General features: G+C 52.5%; 24 protein-coding genes and 1 pseudogene. 18 read left to right on the top strand and 7 right to left on the bottom strand.

Going from position 1 to position 22707, the window contains the following annotated elements; genetic code table 11:
- Nucleotides 1-113 precede the first annotated feature (113 nt).
- The 6 genes from rpsF (at nucleotide 114) to P3339_RS21505 (ending at nucleotide 4867) form a co-directional block, all read left to right on the top strand.
- Nucleotides 114-557 (top strand): 30S ribosomal protein S6, encoded by a 444-nt coding sequence (gene rpsF, locus P3339_RS21530; RefSeq protein ID WP_020411627.1) that lies wholly within the window; start codon nucleotides 114-116, stop codon nucleotides 555-557.
- A gap of 12 nt (nucleotides 558-569) precedes the next feature.
- A complete protein-coding gene (gene rpsR, locus P3339_RS21525; RefSeq protein ID WP_020411626.1) occupies nucleotides 570-800 on the top strand; it encodes a 30S ribosomal protein S18 in 231 nt (76 codons plus the stop codon).
- A gap of 67 nt (nucleotides 801-867) precedes the next feature.
- On the top strand, nucleotides 868-1686 hold the full coding sequence (locus P3339_RS21520; protein WP_282951845.1) for a hypothetical protein: 819 nt from the start codon (nucleotides 868-870) through the stop codon (nucleotides 1684-1686).
- A gap of 37 nt (nucleotides 1687-1723) precedes the next feature.
- Nucleotides 1724-2170 carry a 50S ribosomal protein L9 gene (gene rplI, locus P3339_RS21515; protein ID WP_020411624.1) on the top strand — a complete coding sequence of 149 codons (447 nt, stop codon included), beginning with the start codon at nucleotides 1724-1726 and terminating at the stop codon, nucleotides 2168-2170.
- A gap of 108 nt (nucleotides 2171-2278) precedes the next feature.
- A complete protein-coding gene (gene dnaB / locus P3339_RS21510) occupies nucleotides 2279-3721 on the top strand; it encodes a replicative DNA helicase (protein ID WP_020411623.1) in 1443 nt (480 codons plus the stop codon).
- A gap of 54 nt (nucleotides 3722-3775) precedes the next feature.
- Nucleotides 3776-4867 carry a winged helix-turn-helix domain-containing protein gene (locus tag P3339_RS21505; RefSeq protein WP_282951844.1) on the top strand — a complete coding sequence of 364 codons (1092 nt, stop codon included), beginning with the start codon at nucleotides 3776-3778 and terminating at the stop codon, nucleotides 4865-4867.
- Here P3339_RS21505 and P3339_RS23675 read toward each other — a convergent pair.
- The 6 genes and pseudogenes from P3339_RS23675 to P3339_RS21470 all read right to left on the bottom strand — a co-directional run bounded on the left by P3339_RS23675 (nucleotide 4857) and on the right by P3339_RS21470 (nucleotide 11960).
- Nucleotides 4857-5530, bottom strand: a pseudogene (locus P3339_RS23675) (DUF6515 family protein). The gene P3339_RS21505 and the pseudogene P3339_RS23675 overlap by 11 nt on opposite strands.
- Before the next feature lie 108 nt (nucleotides 5531-5638).
- Nucleotides 5639-6508: an agmatinase gene (gene speB, locus P3339_RS21490; RefSeq protein WP_282951841.1), complete on the bottom strand. Its 870-nt coding sequence runs from the start codon at nucleotides 6506-6508 to the stop codon at nucleotides 5639-5641.
- Nucleotides 6509-6577: 69 nt separating this feature from the next.
- Nucleotides 6578-7771, bottom strand: a complete 1194-nt coding sequence (gene nspC / locus P3339_RS21485) for a carboxynorspermidine decarboxylase (RefSeq protein WP_282953635.1) — start codon at nucleotides 7769-7771, stop codon at nucleotides 6578-6580.
- Between the two features lie 74 nt (nucleotides 7772-7845).
- Nucleotides 7846-9039, bottom strand: a complete 1194-nt coding sequence (locus P3339_RS21480; RefSeq protein WP_020411618.1) for a saccharopine dehydrogenase family protein — start codon at nucleotides 9037-9039, stop codon at nucleotides 7846-7848.
- Between the two features lie 57 nt (nucleotides 9040-9096).
- A complete protein-coding gene (gene speA, locus P3339_RS21475) occupies nucleotides 9097-11019 on the bottom strand; it encodes a biosynthetic arginine decarboxylase (RefSeq protein ID WP_020411617.1) in 1923 nt (640 codons plus the stop codon).
- Between the two features lie 239 nt (nucleotides 11020-11258).
- Nucleotides 11259-11960, bottom strand: coding sequence for a DUF6515 family protein (locus tag P3339_RS21470; protein WP_020411616.1), 702 nt, complete (start codon nucleotides 11958-11960; stop codon nucleotides 11259-11261).
- A 294-nt stretch (nucleotides 11961-12254) separates the two neighbouring features.
- Between P3339_RS21470 and panC the strand changes: the two genes are divergently transcribed.
- The gene (panC, locus tag P3339_RS21465) at nucleotides 12255-13103 is read left to right on the top strand and encodes a pantoate--beta-alanine ligase (RefSeq protein WP_020411615.1); all 849 of its coding nucleotides are present in this window, start codon (nucleotides 12255-12257) and stop codon (nucleotides 13101-13103) included.
- Nucleotides 13104-13117: 14 nt separating this feature from the next.
- A complete protein-coding gene (gene panD / locus P3339_RS21460; RefSeq protein WP_020411614.1) occupies nucleotides 13118-13504 on the top strand; it encodes an aspartate 1-decarboxylase in 387 nt (128 codons plus the stop codon).
- A 44-nt stretch (nucleotides 13505-13548) separates the two neighbouring features.
- Here panD and P3339_RS21455 read toward each other — a convergent pair whose 3' ends face one another.
- Nucleotides 13549-14466: a polysaccharide deacetylase family protein gene (locus P3339_RS21455; RefSeq protein WP_020411613.1), complete on the bottom strand. Its 918-nt coding sequence runs from the start codon at nucleotides 14464-14466 to the stop codon at nucleotides 13549-13551.
- Between the two features lie 180 nt (nucleotides 14467-14646).
- Here P3339_RS21455 and P3339_RS21450 point away from each other — a divergent pair, with 180 nt between their 5' ends.
- The 10 genes from P3339_RS21450 (at nucleotide 14647) to P3339_RS21405 (ending at nucleotide 22706) form a co-directional block, all read left to right on the top strand.
- Nucleotides 14647-14889 carry a 2-thiouracil desulfurase family protein gene (locus P3339_RS21450; protein ID WP_282951840.1) on the top strand — a complete coding sequence of 81 codons (243 nt, stop codon included), beginning with the start codon at nucleotides 14647-14649 and terminating at the stop codon, nucleotides 14887-14889.
- A 14-nt stretch (nucleotides 14890-14903) separates the two neighbouring features.
- Nucleotides 14904-15131, top strand: a complete 228-nt coding sequence (locus tag P3339_RS21445; RefSeq protein ID WP_282951839.1) for a 2-thiouracil desulfurase family protein — start codon at nucleotides 14904-14906, stop codon at nucleotides 15129-15131.
- 57 nt (nucleotides 15132-15188) lie between these two features.
- Nucleotides 15189-15554, top strand: coding sequence for a cupin domain-containing protein (locus tag P3339_RS21440; RefSeq protein ID WP_282951838.1), 366 nt, complete (start codon nucleotides 15189-15191; stop codon nucleotides 15552-15554).
- A gap of 243 nt (nucleotides 15555-15797) precedes the next feature.
- Nucleotides 15798-17735 (top strand): acetate--CoA ligase, encoded by a 1938-nt coding sequence (gene acs, locus P3339_RS21435; RefSeq protein ID WP_282953634.1) that lies wholly within the window; start codon nucleotides 15798-15800, stop codon nucleotides 17733-17735.
- Between the two features lie 194 nt (nucleotides 17736-17929).
- Nucleotides 17930-18277: a hypothetical protein gene (locus tag P3339_RS21430; protein ID WP_282951837.1), complete on the top strand. Its 348-nt coding sequence runs from the start codon at nucleotides 17930-17932 to the stop codon at nucleotides 18275-18277.
- 299 nt (nucleotides 18278-18576) lie between these two features.
- Entirely contained in the window at nucleotides 18577-18954 is a 378-nt protein-coding gene (locus P3339_RS21425) for a VOC family protein (protein ID WP_020411608.1), read from the top strand.
- A gap of 40 nt (nucleotides 18955-18994) precedes the next feature.
- Nucleotides 18995-19378, top strand: a complete 384-nt coding sequence (locus P3339_RS21420) for a DUF6632 domain-containing protein (protein WP_282951836.1) — start codon at nucleotides 18995-18997, stop codon at nucleotides 19376-19378.
- A 156-nt stretch (nucleotides 19379-19534) separates the two neighbouring features.
- Nucleotides 19535-21034 carry a catalase gene (locus P3339_RS21415; RefSeq protein WP_282951835.1) on the top strand — a complete coding sequence of 500 codons (1500 nt, stop codon included), beginning with the start codon at nucleotides 19535-19537 and terminating at the stop codon, nucleotides 21032-21034.
- Nucleotides 21035-21088: 54 nt separating this feature from the next.
- Entirely contained in the window at nucleotides 21089-21559 is a 471-nt protein-coding gene (locus P3339_RS21410) for an ankyrin repeat domain-containing protein (protein WP_282951834.1), read from the top strand.
- A gap of 160 nt (nucleotides 21560-21719) precedes the next feature.
- The gene (locus tag P3339_RS21405; protein WP_282951833.1) at nucleotides 21720-22706 is read left to right on the top strand and encodes a serine/threonine protein kinase; all 987 of its coding nucleotides are present in this window, start codon (nucleotides 21720-21722) and stop codon (nucleotides 22704-22706) included.
- The last annotated feature ends 1 nt before the right edge of the window (nucleotide 22707 follow it).

Genomic DNA, 22707 nt, shown 5'->3' with positions numbered 1-22707 from the left:
ATCCGCAACTGCCTAGAATACGCCGCCCGCAATGGGCTCGGTATTCCCGTGCTTGTTGTACTCCTTGCCTTACCGGACTGTCCGGAAGGCTGATTAACCCGTAAGGAGCTAAAATGCGTCATTACGAAATTGTATTCCTGGTTCACCCGGACCAGAGCGAACAGGTACCTGGCATGGTGGAGCGCTATACCGCTGCCATCAAGGACACTGGTGGTGAAGTTCACCGCATGGAAGACTGGGGCCGTCGCCGTCTGGCTTACCCGATCAACAAGATCCACAAAGCCCACTACATTCTGATGAATGTTGAGTGCACCGAAGAGGCTCTGGAGGAACTGACCACCAACTTCCGTTACAACGATGCGGTTATCCGTAATCTGGTAATTCGTGAAGACGAGGCGATCACTGAAGAGAGCCCGATCATGAAAGCGGAAAAAGAGAGCCGTGAGCGCAAGGCTGCCCGTGCAGAGCGCACCGAGCGTCGCGAGCGCGCTGAAGAAGAAAAGCCTTCTTCTGACGCTGCAGAAGCTTCTTCCGATAACGCTGAAAGCGAAGAGTAAGGGGATTATCAGATGGCACGTTTTTTCCGTCGTCGCAAGTTCTGCCGTTTCACCGCTGAAGGTGTTAAGCGTATCGACTACAAAGATCTCGATACCCTGAAAGCCTACATCTCTGAGACTGGCAAGATTGTTCCTAGCCGTATTACCGGTACCAAAGCCAAGTATCAGCGCCAGCTGGCCACTGCGGTCAAGCGCGCTCGCTACCTGGCCTTGCTGCCGTACACGGACAGCCACGAAGCCTAAGCCGCAGTTTGCTTAGACTCATTAATAGAGAAGCTATCTAACTATGCGCGCCGTAGCTGAATTTATTATGCGCGGACGCGTCAGGGCGGTAATCCTCACTATGGTGGGGATTCCCGTGATAAGCCCGGCGATCCTCGCTCTGGTGAGTTTACGTCGAGGTGGCAGTGACGGCCTGATGGTTTTGGCCTGGGCGCTGTTACCGGTTGTCGTTGCAGGTATGAGTGGCCATGTGCCTCCCCTGGTGACTGGTGTTTCCGCCAGCTCTTTTGCAGCAGTATTTTGCGGTGCTACGGTGCTGCGCAGCAGCCGCTCTTGGGTTGCCGCACTGCTCGCATTAACGGCAATCTCGGCTGTGGGCATATTGCTCACCTCCTACTTCAGCGGTGGTCTCCTGCAGGGATTCCTTCAGGTACTGGAGACAGCTGCGGAACAACCAAACACTGTTCCGCTCGATGAGCTGAAGAAGGTATTTCCAGGCGATTTACAATTCGCCGGTTACTGGAGCTGGGTGCTGGTAATTAGTGCCACGCTGGCCCTGGTACTGGGGCGCTACTGGCAGGCGCTGTTGTACAACCCCGGTGGTTTCCGCCAGGAGTTTCACCAGCTGCGCTTGCCGCTATGGTTGGCGGCAGTAAGTATGCTGTTGTGGGTGCTCTGCCTGGTAACACCGGGCTATGCCTTCTGGGGAGCAGTTATTGCCTTCCCGTTAGAGGTGGCGGGCATCGCGCTGATTCACTGGCTGGTCGCTAGCCGCAATTGGGGGATAGCTCCCCTGGTAGCGATGTATGTGATGCTGGTGATTGGTGGGCTGCCCCTGGCTGGATTCCTGTGTGGATTGGCCCTGGTAGATAGCTGGATAGATATTCGCGGACGCTCCTCAAAGTAGGCGCGCACCGCACAATACAGAAATTGAGGAAACCGAGATGGAAGTTATTCTGCTCGATAAAGTAGGCAAACTGGGCAACGTGGGTGACCGCGTTGATGTTAAAGCCGGTTTTGGCCGCAATTTCCTGCTGCCGACTGGTAAAGCAATTCCGGCTACTGCAGCTAACGTTGCTGAGTTCGAAGCTAAGCGCGCTGAACTGGAAGCCGCTGCTGCCGCTAAGCTGGCTGAAGCTGAGAGCCGTGCTACCAAACTGGCCGACCTGGTTGTTACCATCGCAGCTAACGCTGGCGACGAAGGTAAGCTGTTCGGTTCTATCGGCACCCGCGATATCGCTGAAGCGATCACCGCTGGTGGCGTTGAAGTAGCTAAAGCTGAAGTGAAGCTGCCGGAAGGCGCTCTGCGCGAAGTGGGTGAGTACGATGTAGACGTACAGCTGCACTCTGACGTAATTGCTGCAGTTAAAGTCGTTATCGAAGCCGAGTAAGGTTTTGCTGACGAGTGGTTGGTGCCTTGAGCGCCGGCCGCGCTACAATCGGGCGCTGCTCCCTGTCGGGTCAGCGCCTGTTTTGTTTCTGGAATACAGTAAAGTCCAATGATCGACGAATACGCCAATCCTGAAGAAGAGATCCACAGTGAGGAGAGTTCACCGCTACCGCATTCGGTAGAGGCGGAACAGTCAGTGCTGGGTGGTCTGATGCTGGACCCGGGCCGTATCGATGCCGTTGCCGAACAGCTGAGTGAAGAGGACTTTTTCAGTGCCAGCCACCGCAAGATTTTTGCGGTCATGCGCGAGCTGAGTGATGGCGAGCAGCCCCTGGATATCGTCACTCTCGCTGAAGGCCTCACCAGCCGCGATCTGCTCGGTGAAGTAGGTGGCCCTGTCTACCTGGCGGAATTGGCCGAGAATACTCCCTCCGCAGCAAACATCGTCGCCTACGCCAAGATAGTGCGAGAGCGCTCCATGCTGCGCCAGCTGATCGCCGCTGCCGGTGAGATCAGCCGCACCAGTTTTAACCCCGGTGGCCTCGCCTCTGCCGATCTGTTGCAGATGGCCGAGCGCCGGGTAGCGGAAATTGCCGAGGGGCGTGCCAAAGAGGGCGGCTTCGTCGGTGTGGATACCCTGCTGAAGAAGACTGTCGAGCGTATCGACGAGCTATTCAAGACCGAGGGCGATATCACCGGCCTCAGCACAGGTCTCACCGAACTGGACCAGCGCACCTCCGGCTGGCAACCGGGAGAACTGGTTATTCTCGCGGCGCGTCCTTCCATGGGCAAGACCGCGTTGGCGTTGAATTTTATTGAGAGCGCCATGTTACTGCAGGAGCGCCCGACGCTGATTTTCAGTATGGAGATGCCCTCGGATAGCCTGGTGATGCGGATGTTGTCCTCCATTGGCCGTATCGACCAAGGGAGAATCAGGAACGGCAAGCTGCAGGAAGAGGATTGGCCCAAGCTCTCCAGCGCTGTGCAGAAGATGAAGGGCAAGGCGCTGTATATTGACGATACCCCGGCGCTCAGTCCCAGTGAGGTACGCGCGCGCACCAAGCGCACCGTGCGCGATCACATCAATAAATTAATGCGTGAGAATCCCAAGCTGAGCCGTGAGGATGCAGAGGCCAAGAGTATGCCCGCCATGATTATGGTGGACTACCTGCAGCTGATGCAGGTGAAGGGCACTACCGAGGGGCGTACCCAGGAGATCTCTGAGATTTCCCGCTCTCTAAAGGCATTGGCAAAGGAATATGAATGCCCCGTGATTGCTCTGTCGCAGCTCAATCGGGGGGTGGAACAGCGCCCCAACAAGCGACCGATGAACTCAGACCTACGGGAATCTGGGGCGATTGAGCAGGACGCAGACGTAATCCTGTTTATCTACCGAGACGAGTACTACAACGAGGACAGCCCGGACAAAGGCATGGCTGAGCTGATTATCGGCAAGCAGCGTAACGGTGAGATTGGTACCTGCCGCGCGGCCTTTGTCGGTAAATATACTCGCTTCGATAACTTGGCGGCGGAATACTACCAGGGCGAGTAATCCCTTCCGCTAAGTTTGGGGCTGCCGAGCATCGGGATCCAAGGGGGTCATATATTGTTATCCGAGCAAAAGATTCGCGCCTTGGTGCTGCAGAAACAGTTTATCCACAGCCCCTGGAATGAGGGACTTTCACGGCTATTGCAACACCTGGGCGCTTTACAGCTTGATGCTATCCAGCGAATTACCAGGGCCCACCATCACCAGCTTTACATTCGCTTGCCCCGTTACCGCGAATCACACCTGGCTGAAGCGGAGCAGCGTCGCGAAATTTTCGAATACTGGTCCCACGCCGCCGCCTATCTGCCAATGGCCCACTACCCCTATGCGCGGGTGCGTATGGATCGTATTCGCGCGGGCCAGCGCCACTGGTTTGAGAAAAACGCCAAGTTATGTCGCTATGTGCTGGATCGAGTGCGTGATGAAGGCGCTTTGCGGGCCAGTGATTTTGTGCGCACCAAAAGCGGGTGGTGGGAGTGGTCCGATGAAAAGAAAGCCCTTGAGCAGCTGTTTCACGAAGGTGAATTGATGGTCAGCCACCGTGAGGGCTTTCAAAAAGTCTTCGATCTTTCGGAGCGGATACTGCCGGCAAATACACTGACCCAAGCCGCTTCGAAGCTGGAATATGGCAGCCATCTGGTGCGCACTTTTCTTGGCTGCCAAGGTATTGGCCGCATCGAGGAAATTGCCTACCTGCGCCGGGAAGATAAACCTCTTATTCAGCTGGCAGCAGATAGCATGTTGGCGACTGGAGAGCTGACCCCCCATGGTAAAGAGCTGGTACTGACCGAACAGTTGGAGCAGAGCCTGGGGCGACCATCGCGCAAGGTGCGGCTTTTATCGCCTTTTGACCCTTTGATATTGCAGCGCAAGCGCTTGCGCCGCCTGTTTGGTTTTGAATACCAGCTGGAGTGCTATGTACCGGCGGCTAAGCGTCGTTACGGCTATTTCTGCCTGCCGATTTTATACGGAGACAGATTTGTGGGGCTCGTTGATCTGAAGGCTGACCGGGACGCGGGGTTGTTGCGGGTAGAGAGTCAGCACTGGAAAGAAAAGCCCGGCGGGTCTCTCGAGGCGAGTTACCACCGGGCTCTGGGGCAGTTTGCCCGCTTTCACGGGCTGGAAAGCGAAACAGCGCTTACAGCTTGACCACTACGTAGACTTCGCGACCATCGCGCTGGGTAGGCATAAAATAGTTACCGCCATAGCGGTAGTACTGAATGCCATTGATGATCTCAGCTGCATAACCTGTAGGTAGAGTTTCCACTACCTGGCCAGGCTGAAAACCGTCGGGGCCTGGATTTGGGGTGGCGGGAACTGTGGCCGGAGCGGGAGCCGGAGCCACTGTTGGGACGGCTACTACTGGCGCTGGAACCGGTACTACAGCGACGGGAGCCGGTGGTGCTACCACCACATAAGTACGGCTGGCAGGAACCCACTGGTAATAGGCATCAGCATATCGGTAGTAGGTCGCCCCCCCACTTGAACCTGCACGGCTCTACTTGGCAGTGTTACAACTGAAGCACCCAGAGGCGCATTAACGACGACATAACCCCTTGGGCCATGGCGATAGAAGTGTCCACCGTGGTAGTAATAAGGGTGCCCGCCTACGGCAACGCGAACATGGCCCCTGGGCAATATGGGAGCGATAAACCCAACGGAAACACGGGGGCCGCGATAGTAGCCACCACCTCGGTGATGGTGGTGATCGCCCCCGCGCTCATAGCCGCGTGCATCTGCAGAGGGGCTAAATGCAAAAGCCGCCAGCGCAATGAAGGCACTGGCGCCAAGAACTAAATTCAACTTGTTCACAGTCTCTCCAGCGAAGTGATTACTCACATCGACATACTAACCCTTATTCTGACAGCAAAGACAGGATAATTGGTTAAGAATTGTCAAAGCGCCGGAGTGGAGCCTTGGTCAGCGGTTGCGCTGGATGATACCCATCAGTTTGTACATTAGCTGTGCAGCGGCGAAGTCGTAGGCATGAAAGCCCTCGATCGGCGCGAATTCAAGCAGATCGAAGCCAATTATCTCTCTTTGCTGTGCCACAGACTCGAACAAGTTGAGGGTTTGATACCAGCCGAGGCCGCCGGGGACCGGAGTGCCGGTGGATGGGAAGACCGATGGATCCATACCATCTACATCCAGAGTAAAGAAGACTTTTTTGGGGAAATTGTCCGGTAACTGGAATTCCTGTATGTTGCTGGGTACCAGCTGGTGAGCGTCCAGGTACCCCACATTGTAGTCCTTGCGCGCCTGCATCTCCTCTTCGCAATAGGCGCGAATTCCCAGCTGGAACAGGGGCACACCGGCCTCTACCACCAGGCGCATAACACTGGCATGGCTATGTTTATGGCCCTCATAGCGATCGCGCAAGTCGGCGTGGGCATCAATTTGCACTACGCCAAAGTCAGTTTCTCCGGCATCCAGCAGACCTTTGATAATGCCCCAGGTCACTGAATGCTCGCCGCCGATGCCTACCGGCATTTTTCCCAGTGCCAGCACCTCCTTGGTTACTGTGGCGATATTATCCATCACCTGCTCTGCAGGACCGGAAACCGATACGGGTGGGCGGGTGTAGATGCCCAGATCACATGGATTGGAGAAGTTATCGAAAGTCTCCAGCTGCCAGGAGGCCTCGAGGATGGAGGCTGGGCCCTTACCGGTACCACCGCCGTAAGAGACGGTTTCTTCATAGGGTATAGGGATGATATGAAAGAGCGCATCTTCCGGTTTCGGCTGCTCAATTTCGGAGCCGAGAAAAATGGGATAATTTTTTTCTGACATTAAATTTCGTTCCTCAGTGGGTCGGGTCTCTGTGAGACCCACCGCATCTTAATCTCGATCGGCAGACGCTTAAGAGAGCCGTCCCTTGAAATCGTCGTAGTCAAAGCTTTTGATCATTTTCAGCTCGTCGGTTTCCGAGTTCCACAGGGCTATGGCAGGTAGGGGAATACCATTGAATGTGTTGGTTTTCACCATGGTGTAGTAAGCCATTTCCTCGAACACCAGGCGCTCTCCGACCCGGAGTGGATCGTGAAAACTGTACTCACCGATACTGTCTCCGGCCAGGCAGCTCTGTCCACCCAGGCGATAGGTGTGGGGCAGCTCACCGGGGCGCGCAGCACCGGTAATTTCAGGGCGGTATGGCATTTCCAGGACATCCGGCATATGGCAGGTTGCGGAGGCATCAAGAATGGCCAGATTCTGGCCATTCCAGGCGGTATCCACCACTTCTGCTACCAGAATGCCGGCAAATAGTGAGATGGCCTCACCCGGCTCAAGGTAAACCTGCACATCGTACTTGTTGGAAAAGCTGCGCACGGCTTCAACCAACTCATCCACCTGATAATCGCGGCGGGTGATATGGTGGCCGCCGCCGAAATTAATCCACTCCATCTGTGGAAGCAGATCGCCAAACCTTTCCTCCACCGCGGCGATGGTGCGCTCCAGTGGTTTGAAATCCTGCTCGCATAAGGTGTGGAAGTGCAGACCGCTGATACCTTCCAGGGATTCGTCTTCGAACAGGGAGCGCACTATGCCCAGGCGTGAGCAGGGAGCACAGGGGTCGTAGAGATCGGTGTGGCCCTCCGAGTGCTCAGGGTTGATACGCAAACCGAAGCGCAATTCAGGGCGCTGCTTTTGCATTTCCAGGCACAGCTCCCGATAGCGCTTCCACTGGGAGAAGGAATTGAAGATTACATGGTGGGCAAACTGCAGTATTTCATGCAGCTCTTCATCTTTGTAGCCGGCACTGAATACATGTACTTCTTTGCCCTGGTCACGACCACCGTATTCTTCAAAGCCGAGCCTGGCCTCATACAAACCACTGGCGCAGGTGCCAGACAGGTACTCAGCCACGATCGGCCCTGTGCTGAACATGGAAAAGGCCTTGAGAGCGGCGAGTACCTTGGCTCCGCTGCGCTCCTGTACATCGGCGAGTACTGCCAGATTATCGCGCAAGGCAGTTTCATCGACGACAAAACAGGGGGAGGGTACGCGGTGGGGATCAAAGTGACCGAAATAATCTACGCGGGGAGTGAGGTCCATGGGTGGCGTTATATCCTGATGCGACGGGATGGGCACTGGCGCCCATCCCTAGGAGTATGCGGAAAAGTGCACAATTACTGGAAGGGTTTATCCAACCAGGTTTCCTGCCAGGGTAGGCCGTACTTATTCAAGTCGTCCATAAAGGGGTCTGGGTCCAACTGCTCCATATTCCATACACCCGGCTTCATCCACTTGCCCTCCATCATCATTTTGGCACCGATCATAGCGGGTACGCCGGTGGTGTAGGATATCGCCTGGGACTGCACTTCTTTGTAGCAATCCTGATGGTCGCAGGTGTTGTAGACGTAGTAGATCTTTTCTTTGCCGTCTTTGGTGCCCCGGATAATGTTGCCGATGCAGGTCTTGCCTTTGGTCAGCGGTCCCAGGCTGGCGGGATCAGGCAGCATGGCTTTGAGGAACTGGATAGGCACAATTTCCTGGCCCTGGAATTGCACAGGCTCGATGCTGGTCATGCCGACGTTTTGCAGTACTTCCAGGTGCTTCAGGTAGCTTTCCCCAAAGGTCATCCAGAAGCGCGCGCGCTCGATTTCGGGGAAGTGCTTGGACAGGGACTCAAGCTCTTCGTGATACAGCAGGTAGATGTCTTTGTCACCGATACCTTCTGGGAAGTTGAAGATACGTTTCTCTTCCATTGGTTTGGTGGTAACCCACTGGCCGTTCTCCCAGTAGCGACCGTTGGCGGTAATCTCGCGGATATTGATTTCCGGATTGAAATTAGTAGCGAACGGCAGGCCATGGTCGCCGGCATTACAGTCGAGAATATCCAGGGTTTGGATACGATCGAAATGGTGCTTCTTGGCGTAGGCGGTAAATACACTGGTTACACCGGGATCGAAACCGCTGCCCAGCAGTGCCATCAGGCCGGCCTTCTCGAACTTCTCCTGATAGGCCCACTGCCATTTGTATTCAAACTTGGCCTCTTCCGGCGGCTCGTAGTTGGCGGTGTCCAGGTAGTGCACGCCGGTTTCCAGGCAGGCATCCATGATGTGCAGATCCTGGTAAGGCAGGGCCACATTGATCACCATGTCCGGCTTCACTTTCTCGATCAATTTGACCAGCTCAGGTACGTTGTCTGCATCTACTTCGGCAGTATCGATTTTGCGCGGCAGCATGGCTGCAATCTTGTCACACTTGCTCTTGGTGCGACTGGCCAGGGTGATATTCTCAAATACATCCGCAACCTGGGCGCATTTGTGCGCAACAACCTGGCCGACGCCGCCGGCGCCGATGATCAGTACGTTGGCCATAAAGGTCTCCTCAATCTGCAGCTTTTCTTGCCGCTATCTTCTCAAAGGCGCAGGGCCTTATTTTTCAAAATAGGTGTAACCGCTCATGCTAGCGGTATAGGTCTGTAGGATCTGCTTGCGCTGCGCGGCGGTAATCAACCCCTGTTTTACCGCACGCTCCGCCAGGCGACGGAAGCGCTCGAACAGCACTTTGGGCTGGTATTCTACGTAACTCAGTACGTCTGAAATACTATCGCCGTGAATCTCGTGGCTGAAGTCGATACTGCCATCGTCCTGGATTCGCACGCTCACTACGTTAGTATCGCCAAACAGGTTGTGCAGGTCGCCAAGGGTTTCCTGATAGGCGCCGATCAGGAAGGTTCCGAGGATATAGTCCTCACCTTCTTTTAGCTCGTGCAGTGGCAGAGTTTTCTGTTCTTTTTCGCGGCCAATAAAACGGTCGATCTTGCCGTCGCAGTCACAAGTGATATCGGCAATGATGGCTGAACGTGTCGGTGCTTCGTTCAAGCGGTGGACCGGCAGAAGAGGGAACACCTGGTCGATGGCCCAGATATCCGGCACCGATTGAAATACGCTCATATTCGCGTAGTAAATATCCGACAGAACTTCTGGTAGGGCCTGTAGATCCGCTGGGATTTCCTCAGCCTCATCGAGCAGTTTGCGAATTTCCTGGGCGCCCTGCAGGAACAGGTTTTCCGCATTGGCGCGTTCGCGCAGGCTCACCTGGCCATGCAGGTAAAGGGAGCGCAATTCATCGCGGTAATAGAGGGCATCGTTGTAGCTTTCCTGCAGGTTTTTTGGAGTGATATTGCGCACCGCATCCTGCAGGTTGAGTAGCATCTGGTGATCGTCGTCACTGATCTTGGTATGTTCGAGCTCCACCGGTTCAAAACGGGTGGTATCGAGGATATCGAACAGCAACACTGAGGAGTATGCCACAGTGGCGCGACCGGACTCGGTAATAATCACCGGATGTGCCACGCCCTCACTGTCGAGGGTGCCCATAATGGCTTCCACAACATCCACACAGTACTCATCCAGGGAATAGTTCTTGGAGTGTGTGTAGTTGGTTTTCGTGCCGTCGTAGTCCACTGCCAGGCCGCCGCCCAGATCCAGGTAACCCATGGGGGCTCCTTCCTCCACAAGGTCGGCATAGTAGCGGCAGGCTTCCAGCACACCGGTGCGAATATCTCGGATATTCGGTACCTGTGAGCCCAGGTGGTAATGCAGTAGCTTGAGACAATCTAGCATATCGTGATTGCGCAATTGGTCGACCATGGCAATCAGGTCGTTACTGCCCAACCCGAAGATACTGCGGTCGCCGCTGGTGGCATTCCAATAGCCCCCCACTTTGGAGGCGAGTTTCACCCGCGCGCCGATATTGGGTCGTACCTGCTCGCGTTCCGCACAACGAATAATGGTCTCTACTTCGGAGGGGGTTTCCACTACAAAGAAAACCTGTATACCCAGGCGCTGTGCCTGCAGGCCGAGGTTAATAAATTCCTCGTCCTTGTAGCCGTTGCAGACAATCAGGGATTCGGTGTTATCCAGAATAGATAGCGCCGCAATTAGCTCCGCCTTGCTGCCGGCCTCCAGACCGTGGTTAAAGTGACTGCCAGCAGTGGCGATCTCCTCGATCACCTGACATTGCTGGTTCACTTTGATGGGGAAGACTCCACGGAATACGTTGCTGTAGCCACAGTTGTCGATAGCGCGAGCAAAGGATTCGTTGATGCGGGCGATCTGAGCATCGAGCAGGTTTTCGATACGCAATAACAGCGGCATGCCCAGGCCGCGTTCGGTGGCGCCGCGGGCAATCTCCATCAGGGAAACACTGTAGGACTCTCCGTTTTGGCCCTCTACCTGAACTGAAATTTCACCGTTTTCATTTAGATCGAAATAGCCGGCGCCCCAGTTGCGGATGCCGTAGAGTTCGGCCGAATCTTCGCAAGTCCAATCTTTTACTTGTTGCTGTTTCATGGCGCCTTTCTGTTGACCTTTGGCGGGCGCGAATCTTGGGCCCAGCAGGGCTGGAAAGCAATAACTATAGATAAAAAAACGCTAATTTTTGATACGGCAAAACCAAATGATTACTCAGTCAATTTGAGAGGTATTTGCGTGCTGTGACAATGCTGAATTTTTGATCGGATTTGAGGGGTATGGAAGTAGGGGGAATAAAAAAGCGGCCCGGGGGCCGCAGGAGTGGGGGTGGTATTGGGCTATAGCAGGCCGGGTCGTGGCACTACACGGTAACCGCGTCGTACATCGTCCCACAGATAGTAGGTATCGTAAGCGACGTAGTAGTTGTAGCCGCCGACAATCACGGTGAGTGCTGAGGCTGGCAAACTGTGTACTATGGCTCCATGGGGCGCATGGGTTACCACATAGCCGTGGGATGCCGGGCGGTAAAAAATACCCTCGCTGTAATAGAAGCCGGCTGCACCGATGCTAATACTGACGAAGTTGCGAGGCAGGTGGCGCCAGCGATAGCCATAACCATAGTGCGTCGGACGGTGGTGGGGGCGATGACCGCGATAACCGTGGCGGTAAAGGGGCCTATGAGCCGCGCGATGCCCATGCCGATGGCCTTTTCTGTGGCCTTTCTTGTAGCCTTTGTTGTAGCCATCATTGTAAGCATGGCGAATTTCGCGGCGATGTTTGCGTTCTTCCCTGCGCTGTTGTCTGCGCTGCTCTTTCTTGCGCTCCTGCCTGCGACGCTTTTTTTCCTGCTGGCGATCGTAGTGCTTATCGTGATGCTTTTTATGGCTGCGCTCAAAATGACGCTGCTCACGTTGAGCTCTCCCTTGCCCATGATGGTCGTGGTCTATTGCACGCTGGTATCCCTGGTTGACTTCGGACAGCGCTGGGGTTGCTATCAGCAGCAAGCCCGCAGTAGCGATGGCGGTAGCAAGGTGTCTCATGGCAGCACTCCCGAGCACGAGTGGCTCTGTTATGTCGTTTGAGGTCTTTTGTGTATCTTGGCGGGCAGTTTGCCTTGGCGGGTCTGAACACTTCCTGAACTGTAGGCAGACCTAGTCAAAAGAAAGGCAGCTGATGGGGGTGACTGACAATCCAATTGTCAATGTTTTCTCCAATCTGGGGAGTTGAGCGGTACACTCGTCGGAAACCTATAGATAGCGGCGATTTTTGCTCTGTTGAGACACCCGGTCGCAGCGAGTATTATGCCGCGCTGATTCACAGTGAGCGGTAGAGAGATGCAAGTCTTCCACCACGTAGCGAGCCTGCGCGAGACGCTGGCCAAAGCCCGCAGGGACGGCAAGACCGTTGGGTTCGTGCCTACGATGGGCAACCTTCACGATGCCCATATAGAACTGGTCAGGATTGCCCAGCAACATTGCGATCTGGTAGTGGTGTCTATCTTCGTTAACCGCCTGCAATTTGGCCTGAACGAGGATTGGGACAAGTATCCGCGTACCATGGAGCGGGATATGGCCAGGTTGCGCGAAGCCGGGTGTGATTTCCTGTTTCATCCTGATGAGAACGAAATCTACCCCAATGGCATGGATCAGCAGACCCGTGTGGTTTGCCCGGCTATGACCGATGTACTTTGTGGTGCCAGCCGTCCCGGCCACTTCGAAGGGGTGACGACGGTAGTGGCCAAGCTTTTCAATATTGTACAGCCGGATAAGGCCGTATTTGGCATCAAGGATTTCCAACAATTGGCGGTGATTCGCCGCATGGTGGAAGACCTGTGCATGCCAGTGGAAATTGTTGCGGCCCCGGTGCACCGGGAGGTGGATGGCCTGGCGATGAGTTCCCGCAATGGTTATATCACGGTGGATGAGAGGCCCAAGGTTTCTGTGTTGAACCAGTCGCTGAACTGGGCAAAAGACGAGATCATTGCGGGGCGTCGGGACTTTGCCGCCCTTGAAGAAGAGGCGCGCAAGCGTATAGAAGATAGCGGTTTTCGCGTAGATTATTTCTCCATCTGCTATAGCAAGGATTTACAGCCGGCGGCAGATGACGACAAACAAATTACGATTCTGGGAGCGATGTATACCAGCGCTGCACGCCTGATCGACAACGTTTCCCTGGAACTTTAAAGGGGCATCCAACTATGCAAATCGAAATGTTGAAGTGCAAACTGCATATGGCCGCGGTGACCCAGGCTGAACTCTGGTATGACGGCTCCTGCGCAATTGATGGAGAGCTGGTGGAGCTGGCCGGTCTGCGCGAATTCGAGAAAATCGATATTTATAATGTGAGTAATGGTGAGCGTTTTCATACCTATGTAATCCTGGCCGAGCGCGGCTCAGGAATCATCTCTATGAATGGGGCTGCAGCTCGCCGTGTCCAGGTGGGCGATCGTATTATTATCGCTTCCTATGCGCAGATGACCGAGGAACAGGCTGATAGCCATAAGCCCAAGCTGGTCTACCTGGATGAGAAAAACAAGGTTGAGCGCAGCACTAATACTATTCCGGTTCAGTTAGCGGAAGCCTGATTCTTCTCGCTACAGGGCGTTGTGCCCTGTAGCATCTCTGCCGCTTATTGACCAGACATTAATAACACTTCCTGTTTAAACCTCTTTTCCAGGTAGGACTCATCCAGGGTGTAATGCCAGAGGTTTTTCTTTTGTCCTTTAGCTAGAGCGATTTCGCCAATTCTGCCGGGGTTGTATTTAATTGGTTGACCGAGTTGGTAATCAGCGATGGGGTCCTGATAGGCCTCTTCCAAAGAAATTATTTCCCACCCCTCCAGCCTTAGTCGCTGAGCCAGATCGCCAATAAACAGTGCTGTGATATCCATTTCATGCAGCAATATTACGTGTTTGGGTGAGCGTCCGAGATATTTAATTGCCATATCATCGTAGTAATTAATACTTGCCATAAGGACGTCGACATAAAAGTTGGAGAGTCTCTCCAAATCAACCGGATTCCCATCTTTCACTGCCGTTTGGAAAAGCTCTTCGATATACCAGTCGTAATTATTTAAGGTGATATAGGCATTGAGATAATTATGTTCCTGCAACAGGTTTCGCATGCCATCCCGTTTTTCGACAGTCTCCCCTTCGCGCAGGTAGGGGAAGCGAAAATAAGGCTTAAAATTGTCAAATTGCTGGAGTAACTGGTGTGCCTGTAGAAACTCCTTCTGGTAGGTGGGTAGCTCTGTATTTAGAAAGTTTGGATGGCTGTGAGTGTGATTGCCAATAATATGTCCGGCTCTGTCGTATAGGCGCATTCGCTCCAAGCCTTCCTTGTCCAGGAACCGGGTATTGGAAAAAAAGGTCACTTTGCCAATCTGATGCTCTTTCAGGCTATCAATTAACGTTTTGGCTCGGGTTGGTCCGTCAAAGTAGCCATCGGCTTTACGAGGGGCATCATCGAATGTAATTGCCAGTTGCTTGGCGTTAGCCACAGGGGTTGTTAACAGGCAGATTATCAACAATAAGATTGAACGCTGCATGATTTCTGTCTCTAATGAGTTTATGTATGGGCAGTTCGCTAGGACCGGTTTGACCTGTCTTGCTAATCAGGCTTTCTGTCTCAATCTGCTTGCCAGGCAACTTATCCTCACCGTGTAATCTAAAGTACACTGACCATTGAACTGGATTCCCTATTGTGTCTTCTTTGGTCGCAGGTGTATATGACCCAAATACTAGTTAGTTCCTGCCTCCTGGGGTGTGCCGTGCGTTACAACGGTACTGATGTTGAGGTCTACAACAGTGATTTTGATTGGCTTGTGGAAACCCAGGAGATAGTTCCTCTGTGTCCGGAAGTTGCGGCCGGACTGCCTATTCCGAGAGCGCCGGCGGAGATCAGCGGTGGTAATGGAGCAGACATTTTAGCGGGTGCAGCCAGAGTTATAGGAAGCGAAAAAAAGATTTAACCGACCAGTTTTTGTTGGGGGCTAAACTGGCCCTCAAATTATGTCGTCGACATAATATTCGTTATGCAGTGCTTACTGAAAATAGCCCGTCTTGCGGCAGCGGTTATATTTACGATGGCAGTTTTTCAGGAAAGAAAATAGTCGGTGTTGGTGTCGTATCTGCGCTTCTTGAAAAATCGGGAATACAGGTATTTAGCCAGCATACTGTGGGTATTCTCAGAGAACTTATCGGTTCTTCTTGACCAAATTGAGTTTTGAGCATAAATAAATTTAGACCAATGATAACTACGCATCAAAAAGTGAGTTCTGAAGTTGTCAATTTTAAAGAAAAGCTGAGTCTTTTCTCGGAACACTGGTCCCCTAAGGTAATTGCCCAGATGAATGATTACCAGTTAAAACTGGTGAAAATCCAAGGGGAGTTTACCTGGCATGATCATCCCGATACCGATGAAGTATTTATTGTAATTTCGGGCAATATGGAGATTGAATTTCGTGATAGAGTCATTTCTCTGGGGCCCGGTGAGATGACAGTAGTGCCTAAAGGTGTGGAGCATAAACCTAAGGCTGAACAGGAATGTGAAGTCCTGCTGATTGAGCCCAAAGGGGTTGTTAATACCGGTGATGCCTGTGGAGAGTTAACTGCTGAAAATGATATCTGGATTTAATCGGTATCTGCATTTTCTGCAATAAACAGGCGATTTATTAACCAATTTTATTCCATTATCTTCTTTTTTGTTGTGGCTTTATCTTACAGGGCCTGCATAGAATTATCGCCTACCAATACACTGGGCTGTGAGATGTGGAGATTATTTCGCAGTGGCTATGTTATAAAGTGGCAAGAATAAAGCTCTAATAATTTCAGGTTTCTCTAAGCTGGCCTTGCTGCGCTAATAATAAAGGAGAGGATGATGTCTGAAGTGCATACCCGCCCGGTTCCCCCCAGTTTTGCTGCCAACGCGCTTATTAGCGCTGAAGACTACGAAAGAATGTACCGCCAATCGGTGGAGAGCCCAGAGGCATTTTGGGCGCAACAGGCCAAGGACTTTTTGCAGTGGGACAAGCCGTTTACGCAAGTTCTTGAGGAGGATCTGCACAAAGGCCACGCCGCCTGGTTTTCTGATGGTCAGTTAAACGTAACCGTGAACTGTATTGACCGACATCTGGCCAACCGTGGCGAGCAGACAGCGATTCTTTGGGAAGGGGATGATCCCGCGGACAGCAAGGCAATCAGCTACCAAAGCCTATACGAAAATGTGTGCCGGCTGGCCAACCTACTGAAGTCCCGAGGGGTTAAAAAAGGGGATCGGGTTTGTATCTATATGCCGATGATCCCCGAGGCAGCCTACGCTATGCTCGCCTGTGCCCGTATCGGTGCGGTGCACTCGGTCGTGTTTGGTGGCTTCTCCCCGGTATCCCTGAAAGATCGCATCCTCGATTCCGATTGTCGCCTGGTGATTACTGCTGATGAAGCGGTCCGCGGCGGTAAGCGAGTGCCCCTGAAAGCCAATGTGGATAAAGCATTGGCAGACTGCCCCAATGTGCATACGGCGATAGTGGTTAAACATACGGGCACAGCGGTGGACTGGGACAGTAAGCGGGATATCTGGTATGCCGAGTCCGTGGTCGAAATGGAAAGTGACTGTCCGCCAGAAGTTATCGGCGCAGAGGACCCCCTCTTTATTTTGTATACCTCCGGATCCACTGGAAAGCCCAAGGGAGTTTTACACAACACTGCTGGCTATCTATTGATGGCCACTATGACTTTCAAATATGTATTCGATTACAAAGAGGGCGAGGTTTTTTGGTGTACTGCTGATGTTGGTTGGATCACAGGACACAGCTATATCGTCTATGGACCCCTGTGCGCTGGCGCTACGAGTTTAATGTTTGAGGGAGTACCCACTTACCCCGATGCATCCCGGTTCTGGCAGGTTGTAGATAAACACAAAGTAAATAGCTTTTACACGGCGCCGACAGCAATTCGCGCGCTGATGGGAGCCGGTGATAAATTTGTAACAGGTACGGATCGAAGCTCATTACGTCTGCTGGGTACCGTTGGTGAGCCGATTAATCCGGAGGCCTGGGAGTGGTACTACAAGGTAGTTGGCGATGAGCGCTGCCCAATTGTGGACACCTGGTGGCAGACTGAAACTGGTGCCCATATGATCACCCCTCTGCCTGGAGCTCTGGCACTTAAACCCGGCTCCGCTAGCAAGCCATTCTTTGGTGTCCAGCCGGCGCTTTTAGATGGGAACGGCAGGGAAATTCATGGTGTAGGTGAGGGTTCTTTGGTGATCAAGAGAAGCTGGCCCTCAATAATTCGTGGAGTTTACGGAGATCGCCAGCGCATGATCGATACCTATTTCTCCATGTATCCCGGTTATTACTTCACCGGCGATGGGGCGCGCAGGGATGAGGATGGCTACTACTGGATTACAGGCCGCATAGATGATGTATTGAATGTGTCCGGCCACCGCCTGGGCACTGCGGAAATTGAGAGTGCCCTGGTATTGCACAATGATACGGCGGAAGCGGCAGTCGTTGGCTATCCCCACGATATTAAGGGGCAGGGCATTTATGCTTTTGTTACTTTGAAGTCAGGGTGCCTTCCCTCTGATGCGCTACATCAGGAGCTGATAGATCTCTGTTCCAAAGAAATAGGTCCTATTGCCAAGCCCGATTTCATCCAGTGGGCACCTGGATTACCAAAAACCCGCTCGGGCAAAATTATGCGTCGTATTTTGCGTAAGATTGCTTGTAATGAGCTGGATAACTTGGGAGATACCTCCACACTCGCGGACCCTTCAGTAGTTGACGAGCTGGTAGAGCATCGCGAAAATCGCTAATAGAGACTTACCACATCAATGCTTTGATTAGCCGCCATAGCGCGCTGAGACATAATGCAAAAGCCGGGTTTAGCCCGGCTTTTTTACTGGCAGTAAAAACAGCCATTTTATAGCTGACAAGGCTTGAACATAACGACAAGCTTTTAGCAGATTGGGGTAAGCCCAGTTGCTCAATGCAGTAAAGGAGAATCCGTTTGGAGCAGGGACAGTATCTTTGCGAGCACTACCGTTTTGCCGCAGATCAGCGACTCAAGGTATTTAATTTCTTTGTGGTATTAACCATGTTTGTCGAGGGGGGCATCTTCACCGCGGTAGAGAAAAACTTTCATCCCCTTATCCTGGCTCTGCTGGGCGGATTTGTGGTAATCCTGGTAACTGTATTCTGGCTAATGGATATCCGAAGCCGTCAACTACTTAAACTTGCTGTGCCGGCTCTTAAAACGTTGGAGCAGAATTTTCCAGAGGAAGCCAGGATCTTTTCCAATGACGCAATACGCAGGGGGATCTCGCTCGATATACGTTTGCATTTCGTGTGCTACTAGTTGGCCAGCTTATCTTTGGTTTTGGGGTGGCGGCCTATGGATTACATCATTGGTATGTCACCCCTTAGATGATGACGTGAATACTAAATTTTTCTGGCCAGTTTTCCTGGCCAAATTAGATATGTCATTTGAGATTTGTATACGCAATGGCATTCTCTACAGAGTTTTTTGTTCGCTTAAAGACAGTCTCATAGGCTGTAAAAGCCGACATGATTTTCCCTAAAAAGGGCACACTTCAATCCGCTGGACTATCTTGCAGGTTGTCGATATTGCCACTGCTTTACTTTGGAAGCTTATGCATGTTGGACCATATCAAAATTCCAGTTCAGGACCTTGCGCGTAGCAGTGACTTTTACCGCCAGTCCCTCACTCCTCTGGGATATGAGCTGGTGATGGAGTTTGATAATTCTGCCGGTTTTGGCTGGGCGGATAAACCTGAGTTCTGGATCTATAGTAGCGGACCTGCCAGCGGACAATTACATATCGCATTTCGCGCGGAAGAGCGCGAGGTGGTGCGTGATTTCTACCGGGCCGCGCTCCAGGCCGGAGGCACCGATAATGGTGTGCCCGACGTCTATGAGCAGTATCATCCAGACTACTATGCGGCCTACGTTTTAGATCCCGATGGCAATAACCTGGAAGTGGTCTGCCATCTTCCAGGCGACCTGCAGGGCTAGCTAAAGAGCTTAACTTTACTGATAACTGCTGGAGAGCTTTATGGATGATAATGCTCGCGCCAAGTATCTGTCTATTGCGCTGGTTGTTGTTGGCTTGATTTTTATTCTGGCTATTTTTCCAATGATGATGTGGATATGGCCTGCGGGATGGGGCTGGACTCCTCGACAACCGGAATATGAGCAGATGATAATGGGTGTATATGCCACCCTGGGAGTATTTCTAATTCGCGCGGCCAAAAACCCGGCGGCTGATGCCAGCTTAATTTGGTTTACTATTTGGTCGAGTCTGGTGCACGCAACCATTATGTTAATTCAGGCCCTTGTTGATGTTACAGAGCGAGAAAACCTGATGGGAGATATACCTGCGCTTTATTTGGTTGCTGTAATCCTTTGGTATCTGATGCCCAAGCATGTGAAAAAATAACAGGATAATTGAGGGCATTATCTCTGGAGTAATTCAACTTTCTCTCTCAATTAATCCCCGCTATAAGAACGATAATAAGGTCCAATTTCCAGCTTATTGTTCGCCCCTATAAGCTTTTCCCCTGTGATAGAAACAACTACAGGGGCAAACCCAGCGATGAAATACCTTCCCTTATTTGCATTAACTATTGGCCTCATAGGAGGCGCCAATGCTGAGACACTTACCCGCGATAATGGTGCGCCGGTGGGTGATAACCAGAACTCCCAGACTGCAGGAGAGAATGGCGGTAACCTATTACAGGATGTGCACTTAATTCAGAAATTGCAACGCTTCGCGCGAGAACGTATCCCTGAGAGAGTGGTGCATGCGCGAGGAACCGGAGTTCACGGTGAATTTGTGCCTATAGTGGATATCAGCCACTTAACGCGCGCTGCGGTCTTTGAGCCCGGTAGCAAAACTCCCGTGTTTGTGCGCTTTTCTACTGTAATTCACTCTAAGGGTTCACCGGAAACCCTGCGCGATCCGCGTGGATTTGCCACCAAATTTTATACAGAAGAAGGTAACTGGGATTTGGTAGGGAATAACCTGCCGGTATTTTTTATCCGTGATGCGATTAAATTCCCGGATATGGTTCATTCGCTGAAGCCCTCCCCGGTGACTAATCAGCAGGACCCCAATCGCTTCTTTGATTTTTTCAGCCACGTGCCGGAATCCACCCATATGTTGAGTTGGGTCTATTCCGATTACGGTACACCAGCCAATTTGCGTCAGATGGATGGCTGGGGCGTTCACGCCTATAAGCTTGTTAATGACAAGGGTGATGTGAATTATGTGAAATTTCATTGGAAAACCCGTCAGGGTATTAAAAACCTGACTGCGGAAGAGGCAGCGAAAATTCAGAGCAAGGACTTCAGTCATGCTACCCGCGATATGTATGCGGCGATTGAAAAGGGCGAATATCCCCAGTGGGACTTGTATATTAAAGTGCTGAAGCCCTCGCAGCTGAACAGCTTTAATTACAATCCGTTAGATGCCACCAAAATGTGGTTGGACGTGAAAGAAACCAAAGTCGGCACTATGACGCTCAACCGTGTGCCCACTAATTTCTTCCAGGAAACCGAACAATCCGCGTTTGCGCCAGCCAATATTGTTCCCGGTATTGAGCCATCTGAAGACCGCTTGTTACAGGGGCGTGTGTTTTCCTACTCTGATACTCAAATGTATCGCCTGGGCGCCAACCACCAGCAGTTGCCGATCAACCGCCCCCGCGTGGTGGTAACCAACTGGAATCAGGATGGAGCAGGCAATTACGGTCAACAGGCTTCTACTGTGAATTACCAGCCTAGCCGCATCGATGTGCGCAATGAGGACCCGAAAGGCCTTTACAGCAGTAAACCTCTAAGTGGTCGCACCCAGCAAAAGGCGATTGAGAAGAAGCTGCCTTTTGCTCAGGCGGGTGCCTTCTATCGCAGTCTGAGCCCGGAAGAACGCCAGAATCTGATCGAAAACCTGGCTGGCGATCTGGGTAAAGTGCGCGATGACAATACCAAGCACATTATGCTGAGCTACTTCTACCAAGCCGACAATGATTACGGACAACGCCTGACCAAAGCTGTTGGTGGAGATTTGGTTCGAGTCAGGAAACTGGTTCAGTAAATTTAGCTGGAGAGCGGGTGGCTTTGTCACCCGCAATATTTGAGAGATGCAACTATGAGATCAATATTATCCACGCTGCTCTTACTTGCCCTGGGTGTTCAGGCCGAAGAGCCAGGAAATGCCGGCTCTGGTTTTGCCGAACTCTCCCGGTATTATTTTGTTGCGGCCAGGGTCGGTGATACTGAAGTATTGCGTGAATTTTCCGAAGCAGGTTTTCCTCTGGACGTTCGCAATTCCAAAGGCTATACGGCCCTTATGATTGCTACTTATAACGGCAATGCGCAGGCGGTGAACTACCTATTGCGAAAGGGCGCTGACGCCTGTGTACAGGATCGGCGTGGGAATACTGCTCTGATGGCGGCGGTTTTCCGCGGTGAATTTGCCCTTGCCCGCACTTTACTTAAGCAGGATTGTGATCCACAGCAAGCCAATAAAGCTGGGCACTCTGCAGAGGATTTTGCCAAGGTGTTTGGCCGCGACCGCGTAGTTCAGCTATTGCAGCAGCAGCGGGAAAATGGCGGTTAAAATTGCATAGAGCACGGCTGGTACGTCAGAGTGCCGAACGGCAACACTGCACTTATTTTTCTACTGAGGCCACAGCCAGGCATAACAATCTAATTCAGTGTTTGTCCCCGCCCCTGCCACCGCGTTAGCATAGCCAGCTGCAATCCAGTTGGTACCCGCTATGGCCCAGAATCACCATCCCTACGAAGCCCTCACGCCGGACGTGGTGATTGACTGCGTTGAGAGTAGTGGGCTTGTCTCTGATGCGCGTATTTTCCCTTTAAACAGCTATGAAAATCGCGTTTACCAGGTGGGTATTGAGGGTACGGAACCACTGATCGCCAAGTTTTATCGCCCGGATCGCTGGAGCGATCAGCAGATATTGGAGGAGCACCAGTACACCCTGGAATTGGCAGAAGAGGAAATTCCCGTAGTGGCGCCCCTGCAATTTGACGGACGCACCTTGCTGGAATCCCAAGGTTTCCGCTTTGCGTTGTTTCCCCGTCGCGGTGGGCGCCAGTTGGAAATGGATAATTTTGATCACCTGGAGCAGGTGGGGACCATGCTTGGACGCATCCATGCTGTAGGTAGTGCTAAGCCGTTTAGCCATCGCCCGTCCCTGACCCTGCAGCACTTTGCCATCGACAGCCGCGAATTTATTCTCGGTGGTGATTTCCTGCCCTTGGAGAACCGGGAGGCCTATGCCTCCGTTACGGGTCATATCATTGAGCAGGTGGCCCCACTTTTTGAGCGTGACTGGGATTTGTTGCGCCTGCACGGTGACTGCCACAGCGGCAACTTCCTGTGGCGCGATGACACCCCCTGGTTTGTTGACTTGGATGATTGCCTGATGGGGCCGGCTATCCAGGATATTTGGATGTTGATCTCCGGCAACCGCGCTGAGCAAACTGCATACCTGGACACGGTTCTCGAAGGTTATGAAACCTTCTATCGTTTTGATCCCCAGCAGTTACAGCTGGTGGAACCGTTGCGTTGCCTTCGCCAGATGCATCACGCTGCCTGGCTGGCACGTCGCTGGCAGGACCCGGCATTTCCCCAGGCTTTCCCCTGGTTCAATACGGCCCGCTATTGGGCTGAACATATACTGGCATTACGCGAGCAGCAGTCAGCGCTGCTGGAACCTCCACTGACACTGGGAGCGGTCTAAC

The organism is Microbulbifer sp. MLAF003, from assembly GCF_030012965.1.
GTDB lineage: Bacteria > Pseudomonadota > Gammaproteobacteria > Pseudomonadales > Cellvibrionaceae > Microbulbifer > Microbulbifer variabilis.
Note: the sequence above shows the minus strand (reverse complement) of the source record. Positions and strands in the feature narration are given on the sequence as shown.

What these genes read in the sequence shown, in the direction of transcription:
- panC (WP_020411615.1), top strand. Translation starts at nt 12,255, where the DNA reads ATGCAAGTCTTCCACCACGTAGCGAGCCTGCGCGAGACGCTGGCCAAA.
- P3339_RS21415 (WP_282951835.1), top strand. Translation starts at nt 19,535, where the DNA reads ATGAAATACCTTCCCTTATTTGCATTAACTATTGGCCTCATAGGAGGC.
- acs (WP_282953634.1), top strand. Translation starts at nt 15,798, where the DNA reads ATGTCTGAAGTGCATACCCGCCCGGTTCCCCCCAGTTTTGCTGCCAAC.
- speA (WP_020411617.1), bottom strand. Translation starts at nt 11,019, where the DNA reads ATGAAACAGCAACAAGTAAAAGATTGGACTTGCGAAGATTCGGCCGAA.
- P3339_RS21410 (WP_282951834.1), top strand. Translation starts at nt 21,089, where the DNA reads ATGAGATCAATATTATCCACGCTGCTCTTACTTGCCCTGGGTGTTCAG.
- P3339_RS21450 (WP_282951840.1), top strand. Translation starts at nt 14,647, where the DNA reads ATGACCCAAATACTAGTTAGTTCCTGCCTCCTGGGGTGTGCCGTGCGT.
- P3339_RS21470 (WP_020411616.1), bottom strand. Translation starts at nt 11,960, where the DNA reads ATGAGACACCTTGCTACCGCCATCGCTACTGCGGGCTTGCTGCTGATA.
- speB (WP_282951841.1), bottom strand. Translation starts at nt 6,508, where the DNA reads ATGTCAGAAAAAAATTATCCCATTTTTCTCGGCTCCGAAATTGAGCAG.
- P3339_RS21520 (WP_282951845.1), top strand. Translation starts at nt 868, where the DNA reads ATGCGCGGACGCGTCAGGGCGGTAATCCTCACTATGGTGGGGATTCCC.
- P3339_RS21425 (WP_020411608.1), top strand. Translation starts at nt 18,577, where the DNA reads ATGTTGGACCATATCAAAATTCCAGTTCAGGACCTTGCGCGTAGCAGT.
- P3339_RS21480 (WP_020411618.1), bottom strand. Translation starts at nt 9,039, where the DNA reads ATGGCCAACGTACTGATCATCGGCGCCGGCGGCGTCGGCCAGGTTGTT.
- rpsF (WP_020411627.1), top strand. Translation starts at nt 114, where the DNA reads ATGCGTCATTACGAAATTGTATTCCTGGTTCACCCGGACCAGAGCGAA.
- P3339_RS21405 (WP_282951833.1), top strand. Translation starts at nt 21,720, where the DNA reads ATGGCCCAGAATCACCATCCCTACGAAGCCCTCACGCCGGACGTGGTG.
- nspC (WP_282953635.1), bottom strand. Translation starts at nt 7,771, where the DNA reads ATGGACCTCACTCCCCGCGTAGATTATTTCGGTCACTTTGATCCCCAC.
- rpsR (WP_020411626.1), top strand. Translation starts at nt 570, where the DNA reads ATGGCACGTTTTTTCCGTCGTCGCAAGTTCTGCCGTTTCACCGCTGAA.
- dnaB (WP_020411623.1), top strand. Translation starts at nt 2,279, where the DNA reads ATGATCGACGAATACGCCAATCCTGAAGAAGAGATCCACAGTGAGGAG.
- panD (WP_020411614.1), top strand. Translation starts at nt 13,118, where the DNA reads ATGCAAATCGAAATGTTGAAGTGCAAACTGCATATGGCCGCGGTGACC.
- rplI (WP_020411624.1), top strand. Translation starts at nt 1,724, where the DNA reads ATGGAAGTTATTCTGCTCGATAAAGTAGGCAAACTGGGCAACGTGGGT.
- P3339_RS21455 (WP_020411613.1), bottom strand. Translation starts at nt 14,466, where the DNA reads ATGCAGCGTTCAATCTTATTGTTGATAATCTGCCTGTTAACAACCCCT.
- P3339_RS21420 (WP_282951836.1), top strand. Translation starts at nt 18,995, where the DNA reads ATGGATGATAATGCTCGCGCCAAGTATCTGTCTATTGCGCTGGTTGTT.